Origin of the sequence: Bradyrhizobium sp. 613_E4_N2_2, assembly GCF_052075995.1 — a bacterium.
Lineage (GTDB): Bacteria > Pseudomonadota > Alphaproteobacteria > Rhizobiales > Xanthobacteraceae > Bradyrhizobium > Bradyrhizobium barranii.
This window is the reverse complement of record NZ_CP197234.1, coordinates 2,034,782-2,052,953: the sequence shown is the minus strand read 5'-3', so window position 1 is coordinate 2,052,953 and position 18,172 is coordinate 2,034,782. Positions and strand designations below refer to the sequence as shown.

At 65.7% G+C, this 18,172-nt stretch carries 16 protein-coding genes; 5 read left to right on the top strand and 11 right to left on the bottom strand.

What is annotated here, in order from left to right:
• Nucleotides 1–85 precede the first annotated feature (85 nt).
• A complete protein-coding gene (locus tag AB7290_RS09735; RefSeq protein WP_071910378.1) occupies nt 86–829 on the top strand; it encodes a sulfite exporter TauE/SafE family protein in 744 nt (247 codons plus the stop codon).
• Here AB7290_RS09735 and AB7290_RS09730 read toward each other — a convergent pair.
• The 5 genes from AB7290_RS09730 to AB7290_RS09710 form a co-directional block, all read right to left on the bottom strand.
• Nucleotides 826–2,106 carry an O-antigen ligase family protein gene (locus tag AB7290_RS09730; protein WP_085399269.1) on the bottom strand — a complete coding sequence of 427 codons (1,281 nt, stop codon included), beginning with the start codon at nt 2,104–2,106 and terminating at the stop codon, nt 826–828. The genes AB7290_RS09735 and AB7290_RS09730 overlap by 4 nt on opposite strands.
• A 90-nt stretch (nt 2,107–2,196) precedes the next feature.
• Nucleotides 2,197–3,603, bottom strand: coding sequence for an MATE family efflux transporter (locus AB7290_RS09725; protein WP_085399268.1), 1,407 nt, complete (start codon nt 3,601–3,603; stop codon nt 2,197–2,199).
• Between the two features lie 57 nt (nt 3,604–3,660).
• Nucleotides 3,661–5,460, bottom strand: coding sequence for an ABC transporter ATP-binding protein (locus AB7290_RS09720; protein ID WP_085399267.1), 1,800 nt, complete (start codon nt 5,458–5,460; stop codon nt 3,661–3,663).
• A gap of 496 nt (nt 5,461–5,956) precedes the next feature.
• Entirely contained in the window at nt 5,957–7,540 is a 1,584-nt protein-coding gene (locus AB7290_RS09715) for a DHA2 family efflux MFS transporter permease subunit (protein ID WP_085399266.1), read from the bottom strand.
• A 29-nt stretch (nt 7,541–7,569) separates the two neighbouring features.
• Complete coding sequence (locus AB7290_RS09710) at nt 7,570–8,880, bottom strand: HlyD family efflux transporter periplasmic adaptor subunit (protein ID WP_441253376.1); 1,311 nt, start codon at nt 8,878–8,880, stop codon at nt 7,570–7,572.
• Nucleotides 8,881–9,080: 200 nt separating this feature from the next.
• Between AB7290_RS09710 and AB7290_RS09705 the strand changes: the two genes are divergently transcribed.
• Together AB7290_RS09705 and AB7290_RS09700 are read left to right on the top strand one after the other, a co-directional pair.
• Nucleotides 9,081–9,716, top strand: coding sequence for a TetR/AcrR family transcriptional regulator (locus AB7290_RS09705; protein ID WP_085399264.1), 636 nt, complete (start codon nt 9,081–9,083; stop codon nt 9,714–9,716).
• Nucleotides 9,717–9,770: 54 nt separating this feature from the next.
• On the top strand, nt 9,771–10,112 hold the full coding sequence (locus AB7290_RS09700; RefSeq protein ID WP_085399263.1) for a DUF6665 family protein: 342 nt from the start codon (nt 9,771–9,773) through the stop codon (nt 10,110–10,112).
• Between the two features lie 18 nt (nt 10,113–10,130).
• On the opposite strand, the gene AB7290_RS09695 is transcribed toward AB7290_RS09700, so the two are convergent.
• The 4 genes from AB7290_RS09695 to AB7290_RS09680 all read right to left on the bottom strand — a co-directional run bounded on the left by AB7290_RS09695 (nt 10,131) and on the right by AB7290_RS09680 (nt 13,609).
• Nucleotides 10,131–10,718 carry a histidine phosphatase family protein gene (locus AB7290_RS09695; RefSeq protein ID WP_085399262.1) on the bottom strand — a complete coding sequence of 196 codons (588 nt, stop codon included), beginning with the start codon at nt 10,716–10,718 and terminating at the stop codon, nt 10,131–10,133.
• 1 nt (nt 10,719) lies between these two features.
• Complete coding sequence (locus tag AB7290_RS09690; RefSeq protein ID WP_135214108.1) at nt 10,720–11,925, bottom strand: extensin-like domain-containing protein; 1,206 nt, start codon at nt 11,923–11,925, stop codon at nt 10,720–10,722.
• A gap of 341 nt (nt 11,926–12,266) precedes the next feature.
• Nucleotides 12,267–12,599, bottom strand: coding sequence for a hypothetical protein (locus AB7290_RS09685; protein ID WP_085399260.1), 333 nt, complete (start codon nt 12,597–12,599; stop codon nt 12,267–12,269).
• Between the two features lie 149 nt (nt 12,600–12,748).
• Nucleotides 12,749–13,609, bottom strand: coding sequence for a DUF2147 domain-containing protein (locus tag AB7290_RS09680; protein WP_085399259.1), 861 nt, complete (start codon nt 13,607–13,609; stop codon nt 12,749–12,751).
• Between the two features lie 190 nt (nt 13,610–13,799).
• Between AB7290_RS09680 and AB7290_RS09675 the strand changes: the two genes are divergently transcribed.
• Together AB7290_RS09675 and AB7290_RS09670 are read left to right on the top strand one after the other, a co-directional pair.
• Nucleotides 13,800–14,576: a DUF2147 domain-containing protein gene (locus AB7290_RS09675; protein WP_085399258.1), complete on the top strand. Its 777-nt coding sequence runs from the start codon at nt 13,800–13,802 to the stop codon at nt 14,574–14,576.
• Nucleotides 14,577–14,890: 314 nt separating this feature from the next.
• Nucleotides 14,891–16,354 (top strand): FecR domain-containing protein, encoded by a 1,464-nt coding sequence (locus AB7290_RS09670; RefSeq protein WP_167767975.1) that lies wholly within the window; start codon nt 14,891–14,893, stop codon nt 16,352–16,354.
• 301 nt (nt 16,355–16,655) lie between these two features.
• Here the strand turns inward: AB7290_RS09670 and AB7290_RS09665 are convergent, their stop codons facing one another.
• Together AB7290_RS09665 and asd are read right to left on the bottom strand one after the other, a co-directional pair.
• The gene (locus AB7290_RS09665; protein WP_085405121.1) at nt 16,656–17,219 is read right to left on the bottom strand and encodes an NUDIX hydrolase; all 564 of its coding nucleotides are present in this window, start codon (nt 17,217–17,219) and stop codon (nt 16,656–16,658) included.
• 67 nt (nt 17,220–17,286) lie between these two features.
• The gene (asd, locus tag AB7290_RS09660; RefSeq protein WP_028153179.1) at nt 17,287–18,150 is read right to left on the bottom strand and encodes an archaetidylserine decarboxylase; all 864 of its coding nucleotides are present in this window, start codon (nt 18,148–18,150) and stop codon (nt 17,287–17,289) included.
• Between the last annotated feature and the right edge of the window lie 22 nt (nt 18,151–18,172).

The window sequence follows — 18,172 nt, the reverse complement described above, 5'->3', positions numbered from 1 at the left end:
GAATTGACCTGCACGGCCGCAGCCGTGCTATGCGGGCGTTGGCGATCAACAGTTCGGGATCGCCCATTGCGACAAGGACAATCTGTTGGAAACGCTCACTTATGCGCTGCTGCTGTTCGGCGCGCTGGCCGGCGGCTTCGTCTCGGGACTGGCCGGCTTCGGGACCGCGCTGATGGCGCTCGGCATCTGGCTCTACGTCCTGCCGCCCTCGCTCGCGGTGCCCCTGGTGCTGATCTGCTCGGTGATCGCGCAGACCTCGACGCTGCCGTCGATGTGGAAGAGTTTCGACCTGTCGCTGGTCTGGCCGTTCCTGATCGGGGGCCTGATCGGCGTGCCGCTCGGCACCATGCTGATCGCCTCCGCCGATCCAAAAGTATTCAAGCTGAGCGTCGGCGTGCTGATCCTGATCTTTTCGACCGCTCTCTATCTCAACAAGAGGCCCCTCGCCGTGACGTTCGGTGGCCGCATTGCCGACGGCGCGATCGGCTTTGCCGGCGGCATTCTCGGCGGCCTCGCCGGATTGTCCGGGCCGCTGCCGATCCTCTGGGCCAATATCCGCGGCTGGAACAAGCACGAGCGGCGCGGCATCTTCCAGCTCTTCAATTTCACCGTGCTCGCGACCGCGCTGGTGTTGCAGACGGCGTCGGGTCTCGTCGAATTCAAGGTGGTCTGGCTCGCGCTGGTCGCCTTCCCGGGCACGCTGATCGGCGCCTGGGCCGGCGCCCGCGTCTATCACGCACTGAACGACAAGCATTTTGGCGACGTCGTGCTCGGCCTGTTGTTCCTGTCGGGCCTCACCCTCGTCTGGAACAGTATTGCCGCGCTTTAGGTGCGCGTCCTCTTCGCCGCGAGCGCCATGCCGCCGGCGACGCCGACACCGAGCACGTAGATCCAGCCCGAGGTGAAATCGAACAGATGCGTGTTGAGCAGTGAGGACAGCATGTTCTGCACCACGACCAGCATACCGATCCAGCAGGCTAGCCCCTCGCCGCGAAACATCAAGAGGTGCGCGATCCACAGCGCGTAGAGGACCAGCACGCCGACCATCCCCCACTGCACGGCATTGCTCAGGGGCTGATTGTGCGGGTTGCTGACGATCTCGCCGCGCAGCGGGTCGTCGTGCGGATTGGCGGCCACGCCGGCGAACAGACCGCGGATCGAGCCGGTGCCGTGGCCGATCAGCGGCGCGTCGGCGATGAACCCAAGGGACTTCCGCCAGTATTCGAGACGCGAGCCCATGCCGCTAATCGAATTGTTGTCGGCCTCCAGGCTCCTTTCATAATCGCTCTGGAACTTGCCGACGGTCGCGCGCAGATGCGGCGAGACGGCCCAGAGCGCTACGGCGATCAACGCCGTCGCAGCGCCGGCAACGAGCGCCACCCGCCAGCGCAGATGCAGCAGTGCAAACACCACGAGCAGGACCGGCAGCGTCACCAGCGCCGTGCGCGAGACCACGACGAACATCATGTTGGCGAGGAAGCCGAGCGCCAATACGGCGAACAACGCCGCGATCCGAACGCGGCCCTGCTGGACCAGCGTCACGATCGGGTACACCAGCGCGATCGCACAGAGCGCGAATTCCTGGCTCTGGTCGATATAATTGCGCACGGCGATCCCGCTCTCGACCTGGTAGGGCCCGCGCGACAGATAGAGCTTCAGCGAGAGCCTGGGATCGATCGCGACAGTGAAGGAGTACAGCATGAGCAGCGTGCAGGAGACCAGGAACGCCGCAAAAACCCATTTGCCGTAGGGCCAGCGCTCGAACTGGTAGATCAGCAGCGGGATCACCAGCAGTTTTGCCGGCGGCCCGAGCGCGTGCAGCCGCTCGGCCCAGGGCGCAACCGACCAGAGCGTGCCGACGAGTGCCAGCACGAACAGCGCGATCGGCAGCAGGCAGATCGGGCGCAGCAGCGAGCGCGGGAGTTCGCGAAGGTCGATGAAAGCAAAGGCGATCAGCCAGGGCACGAGCGCAAAAGTCACGCCGGTGGTGCTCCAGGGCAGCAGCAACGCGACCAGCGCGACGAAGCGGGCCGGTGTGCGGTAGCGCGCCGCCCAGATCGCGGAGAGCCAGGACGCTCGTCCTTGCTCGTTCAACACCTCGGTCATTGCTGTCCCTTGCAGATTCGCGGCCCACCCACGGCGCGGCAAACTAGCCGGAGCCGTGGGTGGGCGACAAGCGCGCGTCCGTTCAATCTGCTACGCGGGCTCGCGCATTGGAGGCACAACCGGCTCGGGATTTGCCGGCTTCGCGACCTTCTCCTGTGCCGGCAGCGCAAGGCGCTTTCTGAACTCCCGGAGCAACAGCCACACGCTCAGGGCGGCCTGTAGCGTGGTCGTCGCGATCGACAAATACCAGACATGCTCCATCCGGAAGCCCGGCCACGTCGAGAGCCAGATCGACGGCAGGGAATAGGTGAGAACCCGCGTCGCCGAGGTCCACAACACCGGCTTGGTGTTGCCAAGCCCCTGAAACATGCTGGAGCAAGTAAAGATCAGCCCCTGCGCCACCATGTTGAGCGAGACGAGGCGCAGAAACAGCGACGCAACCGCCATCGTCTCCTGATCCCTGGAGAAGCCGGCAAGCAACAGACCGGGCGCGAACTGCGCGAGTATCATGAAGACAATCATCACGGCGGTCGCGATAAGCGACGCCTTGACAAAGGTCTCCCGCACACGTGCTCCATTGCCGGCGCCGAAATTCTGGCCGGCGATGGGCCCTGCAGCGAGGGCGATGGCGAGCGCCGGCATCTGGATCAGCCCGAGGAGACGCGTCCCGATGCCAAACCCCGCCTGCGCCGCCGGGCCAAAAATGCTCAGCACGTAATAGCCCACGGCCATGATGATGAAGATCATCGCAAATTCCCCGCCTGCGGGCAGGCCGACATTGAGGATTCTCTTCCACTGCCGCAGCTGCGGCCGCCACTGCTCGGGGTGAAACGCGACGTAGCGCTCCAGCTTGAGGAAATAGCCGAACAGCATCAGCACGCCGACGAAGACGGCGATCGAGCTGGCAAGGCCGGCACCGGCGACACCGAGCGCATGTCCGGTGCCCCAGCCCGTGATCAGGACCGGCGCCAGCGCGATGTTGATGACCACGGCCAGCGCCTGCACCAGCATGCTCGGCCGCACGATGCCGGTCGCCCGCAATGCGGAAGCCATCACTTGCGTGGCGAATTGCAGCGCCAGCGCCGGCATAAACCAGAGCAGATAAACGGTACCGGCTTCGACCGTAGCTTCGTCGGCTGCAACCGCGCGCATGTAGGGGCGCGACAGCGCGAGGCCCGCGACCAATGTCAGGATCCCGAACAGCACCGACAGGACGACCGACTGGTTGAAGACCAGATTGGCGTCGTCGCGGTCCTTCCGCCCCACGGCGTGCGCCATCAGCGCAACCGTGCCGACGCCGAGCACCTGCATCAGCGCGTTGACCAGAAAGCCCGCATTACCGGCCGCCGCGACGCCGGCGATCGCCGCCTCGCCCAGACCCGAGACGAAATACAGATCGACGAGCTGACAGATCATGATCGTGATCATGCCGACCACGATCGGAGGCGCCATGCTCAGGATGTGGCTCACGATGGAGCCGCGCGTCAGGTCCTTCATCTCATTCCATCCTTAACGGCGTGACCGCGGGACTTTCGTCCCGCTGCCGCGCGCCTCTCATTCCGCCGCCGCGATGCGCCCGAGCTCCACCACCTGGCGCTCGAACAGACCGCGATAGATGCCGCCGGGCTTGCTCGCGAGCATGGCATGGGTGCCTTGCTCGACGATCTCGCCGCGGTCGAACACCAGGATCCGATCGAGGCTGCGCACCGTCGACAGCCGGTGCGCGATCACGATCGAGGTCCGGCCCTTCATCAGCCGCTCCATCGCCTGCTGGATCAGCGCCTCCGATTCCGAATCGAGGCTCGAGGTCGCCTCGTCCAGGATCAGCACCGGCGCATCCGCCAGGAAGGCGCGCGCCAGCGCCACGCGCTGCCGCTCGCCGCCCGACAGCTTCACGCCACGCTCGCCAACCAACGTGCCGTAGCCCTTCGGCAGGCGCAGGATGAAGTCGTGCGCGTTCGCCAGCCGCGCCGCGTGCTCGATCGCCTCCAGGCTGGCACCGGGCCGGCCATAGGCGATGTTCTCCGCAAGCGTGCGGTGGAACAGGATCGGCTCCTGCTGCACGATCGCGATCTGGCTGCGCAGCGATTGCTGCGTAGCGAGCGCGATGTCCTGCCCGTCGATCAGCACGCGACCACCGGAGACGTCGTACAGCCGCTGCACCAGCTTGACGAAGGTCGTCTTGCCGGAGCCGGAGCGGCCGACCAGGCCGACGCGCTCGCCGGCGCGGATCGTGACCGACAGTCCGTCATACAGTGGCGCGCGATGGCCGCCATAGTGGAACGTGACGTCGTCGAATACGATCTCGCCGGCCTCGATCGCGATCGGTCGCGCACTGGCCGCATCGGCAATCCCGATCGGCTCGCCATGGATCGCCACCAATTCGTCCATGTCGTTGACCGAGCGCTGGAGGTTGTTGATGTGCATGCCGACGTCGCGCAGATAGGCGTGGATGACGTAGTAGCTCGTCAGCACATAGGTGACGTCACCGGGCGACGCGTGCCCGGACATCCACAGCAGCACCGCGCCGCCGATCACGGACGCACGCAGGCATAGCAGCAGCGAGAGCTGCGCCATAGCCGTGTAGTTGTAGCGAAACCAGGTCCGCCGCACGCGCACGCGCCAGCGGTTGATGACGCGGGCGAGCCGCGTATCCTCGCGCGCTTCGGCGCCGAAGGATTTCACTACGGCGTTGCAGGTCAGCGCGTCCGCCAGCGTACCGCCGACCTTGGTGTCCCAGGCGTTGGAGACGCGCGCGGCCGGCGCGATGTAGCGCGTCGAGAACAGCACGGTGATGGCGACGTAGAAAAGCGCGCCCACCGCGATCACCGCGCCGAGCGACGTCCAGTGCAGGCCGATCAGGACCATGGAGCCGATCAACACCAGCAGAGACGGCGCCAACGCCATCAGGATGGTGTCGTTGAGCAGGTCGAGCGCCCACATGCCGCGGGTGACCTTGCGCACCGTGGAGCCGGCAAAGGAGTTGGCGTGCCAGTCGGTCGAGAAGCGCTGCACGCGCGTGAAGGCCTCCTGGGCGACATCCGACATGATCTTGAGCGTGAACGGGACGATCGCCTGGAGACCGATCAACCTCAGCACCACGGACGCCGCTCCGAGCGCCACGATGGCGCCGAACGCAACCAGCGCCGCGCGGCGCGCGTCGGGATCGGACGAGCCGCGCGTCAGCGCATCGACCAGATGTCCGGAGAATACCGGCATGAACAGGTCGGCGATGGTTGCGCCCAGCAGGCCGCCGGCCACGATCAGGCCGCGTCCGGGCTGCTTCAGCCAGTGCCGGAATACGAAGGGCAGCACCACGCGTATGGCCGCGGGCCTTTTTGACAGAGAGGTCATGACATTATCCGGCCGCTTTCGGCGCAGGCCGGCTCCATCGACGGACGCAAGTCCGCCACGGAGGGCTGACCGGCGTCACTCACAACTGATTTTGACTTGGGAAGTGGAGAGATCGGGACTCGTGACCCGATCGAATCTGGCGGAAGAGGCCTCTAACAGGCCGCCGACATACCGAACCAGAACATCGAACGCGGGCGTACGATCTGCGAGTGCGACGAAATCATGCAAATCTCTCCCTGGCTCGATTGAATGAGGTGCGCTTTATAGATGTATCGTTTCCGGTTTGCAACGGGGCCCCCGCGAATTCACGGACGAGTGTTGCAATTTGGTGCGTGGCGCCTTGGTCCGGCATCGCCGCCGCCTCAATCTCCGCTGTCATGCCCCGGCTTGACCGGGGCATCCAGTACTCCGCGGCGATAGTTAGCTCACACAACTTCCGCTGCGGAGTACTGGATCGCCCGCCTCCGCGGGCGATGACACCTCGTAAGCCGCTTGCCTAATGCGCGTCGCCGCCACCGGTCATCGAGGCCGGTTTGCTCAGCAGCGTGACCAGCAGGCTGAGGCCGAGATAGAACAGCGTCAGCGCGAAGAAGGCGTCGCCAAAGCTCATCACCACGGCCTGGCGGTGCACGATCTGGCTGAGCTGCTTCATCGCCATCAGCGTGGAATCGCCGAGCCCCTGGAATTTCTGCATGAACATGGTCAGGGTTTCGGTCGCGGTCGCATTGCCCCAGGTCACCCGCTCCTGAAGGCGGGTGATGTGCAAATCGGTGCGGTTGTTGAGCACGGTGTTGATGACGGCAAGGCCGACCGCGCCGCCGAGATTGCGCATCAGGTTGAACAGGCCGGAGGCGTTCTTCACCCTGTCGGGCGCCAGCGTTCCGAGCGCGATGTTGTTGGTCGGCACCATCGCGAACATCATGCCGATGCCGCGCAGGATCTGCGGCACCAGCAGCTCGTAGAAATCGTAGTCGCGCGTGATCCAGGTCATCTGGTAGGAGCCGATCGCGAACACGATGAGGCCGAACGCGATCATGTAGCGCATGTCGACCTTCACCATGAGACGGCCAACCAGCGGCGCGACCAGGAACATGGTGATGCCCGAGACGAACATGGTCTCGCCGATCATCAGCGCGCTGTAGCCGCGCACTTCGGCGAGGTAGCGCGGATAGATGTAGGTCAGGCCGTAGAGCCCGATACCGATGCAGAACTGCAGGACGCAGCCGACCGCGAAATTGCGGTTGGAGAAGGTGCGCAAATTGACGATCGGCTCGGCCGCGGTGAACACGCGCCAGAAGAAGGCGATCGCCGAGACCGCGCAGATCCAGGCGCAGATCGCGACGGACGTGTCCTGCATCCACTCATGTTGCGGACCTTCCTCCAGCACATATTCCAGCGTGCCGAGGAAGCCGGCCATGAAGAGCAGGCCCCACCAGTCGAAGCGGTCGAGCAGCTCGAAATGCGGCTCGTCGAAATCGACCAGCGCCAGCACGCCCAGCGTAATGCCGATGCCGGGCACGACGTTGATGAAGAACAGCCAGTTCCACGACATCAGATCGGTGATGTAGCCGCCGACCGTCGGGCCGATCGTGGGAGCCAGGGTCGCAACAAGCCCGATGATGGGACCGACGATGTGGAATTTGGAGCGCGGGAATACAGTATAGGCCGAGGCGAACACGGTCGGGATCATGCCGGCGCCCAAAAAGCCCTGAAGGGCACGCCAGAGGATCATCTCCTCGATCGTGGTGGCGAAGCCGCAGAGCAGGCTCGAGGCGGTGAAGCCCGCGGCCGAGATCGCGAACAGCAGCCGCGTGCCGAAAGCGCGCGACAAAAAGCCCGACAGCGGGATCGCGATCACCTCGGCGATCAGATAGGCGGTCTGGACCCAGGCGACCTCGCTGGAGCTTGCCGACAGGCCTGCCTGGATTTCACTGAGGGACGCCGAGACGATCTGGATGTCCAGGATCGACATGAACATCCCGAACACCATGATGATGAAGGCGAACAGCCGCTTCGGCGCGATGCGCTCCGAGTCGGGGTTCGCCATCATGGCGGGTGAGGCGGTGGTGGCGTTGGCCATGGTCTGACCTCGCAGCGCTCGATTTGTGGCTACTGCGGGTGGATCGCGGTGGGATCGTCGAGATCGATCTCGCTGTCGGCGTCGGCGGCGCCCTTGTTGGTATCGACGGTCGCATAGACCGACATGCCGGCGCGGAGCAGGTTCTGCTTCGCCACCGACTTCGGCACGCGGATGCGGACCGGCACGCGCTGCACGATCTTGGTGAAGTTGCCGGTGGCGTTGTCGGGCGGCAGCAGCGTGAACACCGAGCCGGAGCCCGCTGCGATGCTGTCGACGATTCCGGAGAACTTGCGCATGCCGTAGGCATCGACCTTGATCGTCACCGGCTGGCCGGGACGGATGCGCTTGAGCTGGGTTTCCTTGAAATTGGCGTCGATATAGACGTCGTCGAGCGGCACGATGTTGCCGAGACGCTGGCCGACCGCGACGAAGTCGCCGGCGCTGACCAGGCGGTTCGAGAACGTGCCGTCGACCGGCGCGCGCACCGCGGTGAAGGCGAGATCGCGCTCGGCCTTGGCGAGCGAGGTCTTGAGCTCGGCGAGCTGCGCCTGCGCTTCGGCCTGCTGCGCCTTGGTGACGTGGACATTGCTGACCGCGACGTCGTAGGCGGCCTGGGCGGCCTTGACCGCGGCGGCGCCCTGGTCGCGTCCGGCTTCCGAGCTTTCGAACGTGGCGCGCGAAGCAAAGCCCTTGCTGCTCAGCGCCTGCTGGCGCTCATAATCGAGATCGGCGCGCTTGAGGCCCGCCTCGGCCGAGACGAGCTGCGCCTTGGCCTGTGCAACCTGGCTGTCGAGCGCTGCAATCTGGCGGCCGATGCGATCGATGGTGGCCTGCTGGGTCGCGATCCTGGTCGCGGCGGCATCGATCGCGATCTTGTAGTCGCCGTCATCGATGCGGAAGACGACGTCGCCGGCGCGCACGGTCGTGTTGTCGCCGGCGAGGATCGAAGAGATGTGGCCGGCAACGCGCGCGCCCAGCATGGTGTTGTTGGCGCGGACATAGGCGTCGTCGGTGGAGACGTAGAAGCGGCCGACCAGCGTGTAGTAGCCGGCATAGCTCGCGGCCGCGAGCGCCAGCACGAGGCCAACACCCATCAGGACGAATTTGCGCTTGCCGGGCTTCGGCGCGTCGGCGGCAGCGGGTGCAGCCGGCTTGTCGGTCACGGGCGTCTCCGGCGCCTCATTGGTGCGGCGCTTGGTTTCCTCGGCCACATGAGAGCGCAACTGCTCGGCAAGGGCGACGGATTTCTCGGTCGCAGCTTCACTGCCGGCATGCCCCGGCGTCGTCTCCACCGCTTCCTGGCGAAGGACGCGCGCAGCCTGGTCTCTCGATACGGCCATAAAGGCCTCCCCAACAAAAAAAGCGGCGACCAGGGACGGCCCTCCTGCGGCCGGTTCCCTTTCGCCCATTCCAAATATCATTGACCGAACGGTTCGGTCAACATAGATAATATTCCCGGGCAGGACCCTACTGGCCCGAATCCTTTATTTGGGTTTCATGGGTCGGGCCCGATCCAGAAACCTTCCGAGACGCTGAACCAATGGTTGTAGCCGGCCGCGAACATCTCCACGTCGTCCAAGAGGAGGACAGCTCCAAGCGCCGCCAGATCCTGGACGGAGCCCGCAAGGTGTTCATGGATCTCGGTTTCGACGGCGCCAGCATGGGCGAGATCGCGCGCGCGGCGCAGGTCTCCAAGGGCACGCTCTACGTCTACTTCGCCGACAAATGCGCGCTGTTCGAAGCCATCCTCGAGCAGGAGGCGCTCCAGCACGGCCAGGTCGTTTTCAATTTCGATCCCGCGCGCGACGCCGAGACCACGCTGAAGGATTTTGGCCAGGCCTATATCCATCTGCTGTGCCGGCCCGGCGGCGGTTCGGCGATCCGCACCGTGATGGCGATCGCCGAGCGCATGCCTGACGTGGGCCGCCGCTATTATCTGCGCGTGCTGGACAAGACCATCAACCGGCTCTCCGAATATCTCAAAATCCATGTCGCCTCCGGCGACCTCAAGATCGACGATTGCGATCTGGCAGCGTCACAGTTCATGGAGCTGTGCAAGGCCTCGCTCTTCCTGCCGTTCGTTTTCCAGGCCGCGCCTGCGCCGTCGGAAGAGCGCATGACCGAGGTCGTCGACAGCGCGACGCGGATGTTTCTGGCGGCGTACCGCGCGAAGTAGCAGCGGCGTGCCACTCGTTGCGCAGCCCGCTGCCGCGGCATTATATTAAGCGCCATGTCCCGTGATCTTCGCCCGCCTGTCGATATCCTCCATTACGAGATCGTCCAGGAACAGGCCTCAGCGCTTGGACGGATGGGCAGTGCACTCGAACAGAGTCTTGCGCGCCTGCGCGAATTCGACGCCGCTCACGCGCGCTCGGAAGTGCCGGCCTCAATGCAAGCGGCGCGGCGCAAGCTGGTGATGGAAGCCGGCCAGGCGCTCTGGATGCTCGTGGTGCAACGGGAGGCGACCGGCTTGCGCGACAGCCGCCATATCATGCGGACCTACAACGTTCCGGGCGAGGTGCAGCGGTGCATGGGGCTGGTCCCCGCACCGTCGAAGCCGGCCTCGAAGTGACTGTCCGGCACCCAGGGACTAGGCCCCGATCTCTTCCATCTTGCGCCACCCATGCAGGACGCGGCGCCCCTCCCGGGTGAATGCGAAGCAATTGCCGCCGCCGGCCGCCTGATCGTGAACGCGATCGATGGCATGACCGGCTTGGTGACAGAACAGCAGCGTGCCGACGGCACCGTGGCCAACGAAGAGAACGTCGCCCGGGCGATTGCGGGATAGCACCGCCTCGGTCTCGCGCACGATGCGCGCCTGCGCATCGACGGCGCGCTCCCAGCCGCGGACGTTGAGATGTGGCTGCGCGAAAAACTGGTCGGCGACCTCCTCGAACTCGGCCGGTTTCAGGAAGCCGGTCGCTGAACGGTCGTTCTCATGCATGGCCTCGCGGATCTCGATCATGAGTCCGAGGCGGCCCGCGATGATCTCCGCGGTCTCGATCGCCTTGCGCTCGGCGCTCGAGACGATCTGCGTGGTGCTCGCGAGCCAGCCCGCATTCGCCGCGGTCTCAGTGCGCGCGCGACCGACCGAACTCAGGCCCCATTGCGGCACGGGCACCGTGGGATCTATTTGCACCTGCGGATGGGTGAGATAGCGGACGATATCGGCGGGCATCTTACTCGTCGGCGTACTCGTCCTCTTCCTGCTTGCGCGTCGCGCTCTTGCGCGTTCCGAGCGAGCCCGTGACATAGGGATCACGCCGACCGGCGTAAGGGTTGCGCTGCTGGGCGCGGCCGGCGACCTCGTCGCCCGAGACGGCGGCGGGCTGGCAGATCAGGCGGCGGCTGGCGCGGCGCATCAGATCCACGTGGATATGATCGTAGTGATAGACGTTCGAGCCCGGCGCCAGCACCGTGGTGAAATGCGCGCACGCGCCCGACTGCACGTCGCGCAAAAACCCCTGCTCTTCCGGCATGCCGCGCCAGCCGTCCTTCACGGTGACGCGGCGGCCGTCGGCGAGCACGAAGGCGGCGATGTCGAGCGCGTTGCCGAAGGCGTGCTCGGAAATGTGGGCGTGCGAGTTGCCGTTCATGCCGCGGCAGGAATAGGCGGAGATCTGCTTGATCTCGACGACGCGGGCGCCGAACCAGCGCATCGCCGATGGCTGCACGGTGTCGGCGAGCCAGCGATCGAGCTCGGACACGATCGGACAGGCGAGCGTCGCGGTCGGCTTGATCGCGACGGGGCCGACGGCGATGACGGGATTGCCCTGCGCCGGACCAAGACGCGGCAAAGGTTGCTGCGCGGGCGCCTGCGAGTACGGCGCCGGCCGCGCCGGATAGCTCGGCGCATTCATGTAGCGTGCGGCGCCCGCGGCGTCGGTGCCTTCGGGCGGCAGGTCGATTTCGTCCTCTTGCTGGGCCACGCCGGGCGCGTTCAGCGACATCGGGCCGGGCGCGTTGCCGTAGCCGGAGGGCTGGCGCACCGCGCTCTCGGGATAGTTCGACCGCTGCGGATAGGAGGATGACGGATAGTTCTGGCTCTGCGGAGGGTTCGATCGCGGCTGCGTCACCGGCCATCGCGGCTGGCCGCCGACACTCCCCGGCGGACGCAGTTCCTCGTCGGCAAAGCCATAGCTGCCCGAGGCTTCGCCGATGGCGGCGACCTTCAACGGGAACTCGGCGCCGCACATGCCGGGGCCCGAGATCGGCTCGATGCGGACGAGATCCGGCCCCTCTTTCACCGCGCCCGATTTCAGGCATGCGGCTTCGGCCTCGGCCCGCCACGGTTCGCGTTCGGCCTGGAAAAAGCCGCGTCCGCAACCCGCAAGCGAAACAAGGACGATGGAGCCGACGAGATACAAACGAACTCCGCGCGTCATGCACGCACGTTCGGTGAATTTACTTAAAGACTCTTCAACGTGTTGATTTCAGTGTTCTTTAACCATACCGGCACGCACGCGCGTACGCCGCCAGGCAGCAGCGGAAGCAAGGCTGACTTTTTCGGAGAGAGACTCTCTGTTAACCATGATGCGCTCGCACGGGGGACAGCAGCGGGAGCGACCTTATGACGTTCGCCGGGAGACTGAGCGTTATCACCGCGTGCCTCGCCATGGCCTTTGTCGGCGCCATCGTGCTCGGCATGATCTAGAGACATCACCGACCGCATCACGGGCTTGCCCGGCGGCGCCGGATCATCCGGCCGCCGGGCCTATTGCCGTGCTCAGAAATTCGAACAGGACGATCCCGTGACGCCGCCAATCTTGAAGTCGTGGCAGACGAGACCGGGATTATCAGGATCGGGATAGCCGTCGTCCTTCTCGCGAACCGTATGACTGAAGCGCCAGCCCCGCGTCCGCATGCAGCGCTTGTATTGCGCCGAAGTCGCCGTGCCGTTCTGCGGCGCGCCGAGTTGCGCGTCGCAGAACGCGCTGTCGACATGCAGCGCATCGTCGCCGCGCTGCTGCTTCAGCCTGTTGTTCCAGATGTCGGTGTCGGCGTGGGCCGGGACCGCGCTGCCGATCAGCAGCGCGGCGATGAGGCCGAGACGTTTCATGGTGGCTCTCCTTGCATGCGTCGTCAGCCATCGGTCGCGTGCAAGCGAGATGCAGGTTCGGTGCGGGACGATTACAAATTGGACAGGGGATCTTTCTTTTCCTTCTCCCCTTGCGGGAGAGGGTAAGCAGCACGCCTGCCCGCGAAAGACTACGACCTTGCCCCCCACTGCTGTGATGTCGTGATCACCTTCTGCTGCCGCTCCTCGACGCGCGTCCAGTCGTTGCCGGAGCACCAGAAGCGGCCGAGCGCGCAGGCTTCGACGCGAAGCCTGCCGGAAGCCGTCAGCGTCATCGTCCCATAATAGGTGCTGCCGCTGGAACGGCTGTAGATGCTGCCGGTCCAGGAATCGTGCGTTTTCGGCTTCATGTTGACGAGCACGCTTTCGCCCCGGCTCGAGGCTTCGGTCAGCGCATAGCCGCACAGCGCGGCGCCGCAGCGTTCGACGCGAACCGTGCCCTTCGCGCCTGGGCTCTCCCATTCGCCGAGCGGCGAATAAGCCGGCTCGTCATCGCTGCGCTGGGCGATCGATGAAGTCTCGTCGGGCCTCGGAGCGACGGCCGTCACCTCCATGCGCGGCGGATCGAGCATGACCGTCTTCGGCGGATCCATGCGCGGCAGCTCAACTCTCGGCGGATTGGGGCTCGGCGCCTCGAGTCTTGGCGGCGGCAAGACAACGGGCTGCGATGTGGCCGCGGCCATGACGGGGGCGGGCGGCGCGGGTGGTGCCACGACGACGGCCGCTGGCGCCGGCCTGACCGGAGCTGCCGGACAAGCCGGTTGCGACGGCGCGACTACGGGCAGCGGAGCAGGTGTCGTATCGGCATCGATCGTCCGCCGGAGGCTGCGATTGGATGAAACCGACACACAGGAAGCAGACCGGCAATTCCGCGGCGCCTCGACATGAAACCGGTGGCCGCCGATCGAGAAGGTGTAGGCACCGGCATGCGCTGAAGACGCCATCGCCACCAAAGCGATCAATGTGCCAAGCGATGTCGCAAGCCGCTTCATCGGTGCCTCCCTCTGTGTCGCCACGAGGTTACGCAGGACGACCCGCCGCTGAATGTGCGCTGCCTCACCCAGCCGGCACGGATCGTTGTGACGTCCATCACAGAAGTCGGGACAGGCCCGGCGTAGGGTCGAACCACGCTTCATCCACCAGCGACACCAGTTCAGACCGGCACAATTTTCAGAGGTTGCCATGAACAAGCTCACCATCGCCGCCACCGCGCTCTTCCTCGCTTCGACCGCCGCCGCGCATGCCGGCAACTCGATTGCGTTCCAGATCGAAGGCCAGCACATCCGCATCGAGACGCCGCGCAACTGCGCCTCGCTCGACTGCGTGACGATCGTTGCGCCGGGCCTGTCGGACAAGCCGATCAAGCTGAACAACATCAATCTCAAGGGCCTCGGCGGCTCCAAGGACGACGACGACGACACCACGCCAGCTCCGTCCACGACGACCGCACAGCCGGCGCCGGCTCCGGTGCAGCAGCAGCCCGTGCAACAGGTGCCGGTGCAGGCGGCCGCGCCTGCTGTCGCCACCCCCGCGGCTCCGACTGTTGCCGCCGCTCCGGCCGCCGGCTACGACAACACCGCGCAGACCGCGCCCGCCGCGGCTCCCGTTGCCGCGCCTGCACCGGTCGCGATTGCGCCCGCTCCGGCTCCGGTGGCCGCCGCGCCGGCGTCGGCCGCCAATACGCCGATCGGCGTCTGGGCGACCGAAGAGAACAAGGGCAATGTCCGCGTCGAACATTGCGGCGCCAATCTCTGCGGTTACGCCATGAAGTCCAACGAGCGCATCCTGATCAACATGAAGCCCGACGGCGCGAAGTGGAGCGGCCGCATCCACGATCCCGACTCCGGCCGCAACTACGACTCCACGATCGCGATGAAGGGCCCGAATGCGATGCGCGTGCAGGGCTGCGCCTTCGGCGGCATGTTCTGCGGCGGCCAGACCTGGAAGCGCGTCAGCTGACATCAACGATGTCATCCTCGACAGGTGCACAATGATCGTCATGCCCGGGCTTGTCCCGCCTGCGCGGCCGAAGCCGCTTCGGCGAGGCGAAGGCCCGGGCATCCACGTTCCCGGTAACGCGCGTTAAGACGTGGATGGCCAGGACAAGCCCGGCCATGACGCAGTAGAGAGGGCCGAGCTCATTCGCTCGTATCGCAGGTCGTTTGAACGTTCGCCCCGTCCATGCGACACATGTTCATCCACCATTCAGCTAACCCCAGCTGATATCGGCCGATCTCGCCTCGCGTTCTCACCGGGACTTCCTCGTGACATCAATGGTGGCTTGGCGCCGCTTCGTCTTTGCGCTTCCGTTGCTGGCGTTGCCGCTGGCCGGCGCGAGCGTGGCGCTCGCATCCGATGCAATCGAGCTTGCGCAGGCCCAGCCCCAGGCGCAGCCAACGCCCGCCCCCTCCCCGACGCCGTCGGCTTCACCTGCGCCCGCCACGGACGCGCAACCCGCCGCCGTCGAGCCCATCGGCAACGTCGCGACCGTGACGGGGATCGCGACCGTGGTCCGCGACAGGAACTCGTATCCGCTGCGCGTGCGCGACGACATCTATCTCAACGACGTCGTGCAGACCTCGTCGAACTCCTCGCTCGGCATCACCTTCAACGACGCCACCACGTTCAACCTCTCCGCCAGCGCGAAGATCACCATCGACAATTACGTCTATGAGGACGGCGGCAAGCAAAATTCGGCGATCTTCGACATCGGCAAGGGCACCGTTGCCTTCGTTGCAGCAGCCGTGGCGAAGACCGGCGACATGAAGATCGCGACGCCGACCGCAACGCTCGGCATCCGCGGCACCACCGGCGTCGTCGACGTTCCCGAAGGCGCGGCGGCCAGTGCTGCGAATAACGTCAACATCAAGCTCTATCCCGACGCCGACGGCCGGGTCGGCCACATCGAGGTCAACGATCGCACCAGCGGCACGCGACTCGGCGCCTTGACGCAGGCCGCAAGCGGTTTTGCGATCCGCCCGGGCGCCGGAGGCACAGGCGGCATGCGCTTTGCCGCCGTGCCGATCACGATCGCTCCGCAGCAGATCACGCGCGACCGCGGCTTCGTCAGCCAGGTGCATCTGGCGCAGACCACGGGCCGGCAGATCGTCACCGAGCAGCGCGACTTCCGCCGTGCCAATCCGACCGCAATCAGCCGCATTCCGCGGCCGACCCAGCCACCGCAGCAGCAGCAATTGCGGCCGGCGACAGCACCCGGTCAGCAGCCGCAGCGGCCGAACGGCCAGCCCGGCCAGAACAACCGTCCGGGCCAGCAGCAGCCGGGCACGCCGGGCCGCCAGGGCGCGCAGTCGCCGCAGCGGCAAGGACAAGGCGGCGCCGTGCAACCGGGTACGCCGCGCGCGGGCCAGGGTCAGCAGCAGCGAGGCCAGCAGCAGCAGGGCCAGCAGCAACCAGGTCAGCAGCAAGGTGCGGGACAGCCGGCAGGTGCGCCGCGTACTGGACAAGGCACGCAGCCCGGCGGCGCGTTGCAGACGCAGCCACAGCGAAACGGACAGACCCCGGCGCAGCCCGGCGGAGTCGTGCCGTCACAGCCGGGCACGGCGCCGCAGCCGCAAACGCCGCGCACCGGATTGCAGCCGGGCCAGCCGCCTGCGGCTCAGCAGCCAGGCGGCATCCAGCGCCAGGGCGGATTCCAGCAGCGCCTCCCCGCCGCGCAACGTCCCGCAGCACCGCGCAGACCGGCGCCCGCTCCGAAGGAGAAGAAAGAGCGGCGGTGAACGGTGCCTCCCCTCACCCTGAGGAGCTTGCGAAGCAAGCATCTCGAAGGGCGAGGCCACAGTCGGGCCGCATGGTTCGAGACGCGCGACGCGCGCTCCTCACCATGAGGGTCGACGTCGAGTGCGCGGCCCTCTCCTCCGTCATTGCGAGCGAAGCGAAGCAATCCAGAATCTTTCCGCGGAGAGACTCTGGATTGCTTCGCTGCGCTCGCAATGACGACTTGGAGGGAACTAAGGCTCCCACAAACTTGCTAGCTCGCGGATGTTTCCAAACTCGCGAGCAAAGCAGCGTAAAGACAACTCACGCTTCGCCGCGCAACCAGGCCTTCACCTTCTGCAACAGGCCATGACGCAGCTCGTCGACTGAGGCGACTTCAGCGGGTGTCAGGGTTTGCAAAGCTGCATCGATGTCGTCGGTTGCTGGCGCCGGCTCGGGCACCGGCGTAGACGCCAGCCCGGCCGCCGCGAGCGCGATCGGACCGACCTGCACCAGGAACGCGCGCTCATATTCGCGCGACAGGCGCGCGAGCGCATCCTCCAGCGTCAGCCAGTCGACCGCCTTGATGTCGTTCATCAGCTTGCGAACGGGACCGCCCTCGGCCTCCATGCGCCAGAAATGCACGACCTTGGAGCGCCCTCCCGACTGGTAGACGAGCGTGCCGAGGAATTCGTGGATGGCCACATCGTGGCCGGTCTCTTCCAGCACCTCGCGGTGCGCGGCTTCCTTCGGCGTCTCGCCGTCGTCGAGCTTGCCCTTGGGCAAAACCCATTCGTTGCGCTTGCGCTGGCGCACGACCGCAACCAGCGGCGGCGCGCCACGCCGCAGCACAATACCACCCGCCGCCATCACCGGCGCCCGCGCCATCACAAGATTCCGTGTCGATCCAATCGGCCCGCCGACGATATAGGCTGCCGACGCGGCGGATTGAAGGCTAGTTCTTCTTCAACAGCGCTTGACCTGCGCGAATGCGGGTGCCCTCGCCGATGCCGTCGCAGAAGTTGAAATCACCGGGCGCCAGGATGATGATGGTGGAGCCGTGCTCGAACCAGCCGAGCTCCTCGCCCTTGGTCACGTTGACGTCGCAGGGGAAATTGACCGGGCCGCGAGTCTGCGCGTTCAGCACCATGTCGAGGAAGTGCAGGCGGATGCTCGCGACCAGGATCGCGGCGACCGGCACCAGCGTCACGGCTTCGCCGGTCGACAAATGCGTGCGGATCACCGCGCGCTCGTTCTTGCAGAACAGGCGCTCGACCCGCTTCAGCGCGATCGGATTGACGTTCCAGACGTCGCCATGGATCAGCGTGACGCGTTCGATATGCGCATCATAGGGCGCATGGAAGCGGTGATACATGCTCGAGGTCAACCGCAGCGTGACGAAGCTTCCGTTGCGGTGCTGATCCACGAGCGCTGAGTCACCGAGCAGGTCGAGCAGCGAATAGGGCGCACCCTTGACCTGGAACAGCTCGGTGTCGGCGATCCGGCCATGGGCGCCAACGATGCCGTCCGAGGGGCTGGCGACAATGGAAGGGTCTGGATCGAAGGGCCGCAGCCCCGGCTTGAGCTCCCGGGTGAAGCAGTCGTGCAGGCTCTTGAAGTGGGTCTTGCGCGCCTCCGACAGATCGAGGTCGGAAAACAGCTTCCACAGCGCGATCGAGAAGTCCCGGACCAGGGGATTCTCGATCTTGGAGAACCGGCCCATGAAGCGGGTCAGGGCCGCGCGGGGGATGCGGTTGGTCAACAGGAAGTTGAGGTCTTCCTGCTGGGTGAAAGAGGCGATGAGGGCTTTGACTGTCATGAATCTGTCAGCTCGCAGTATT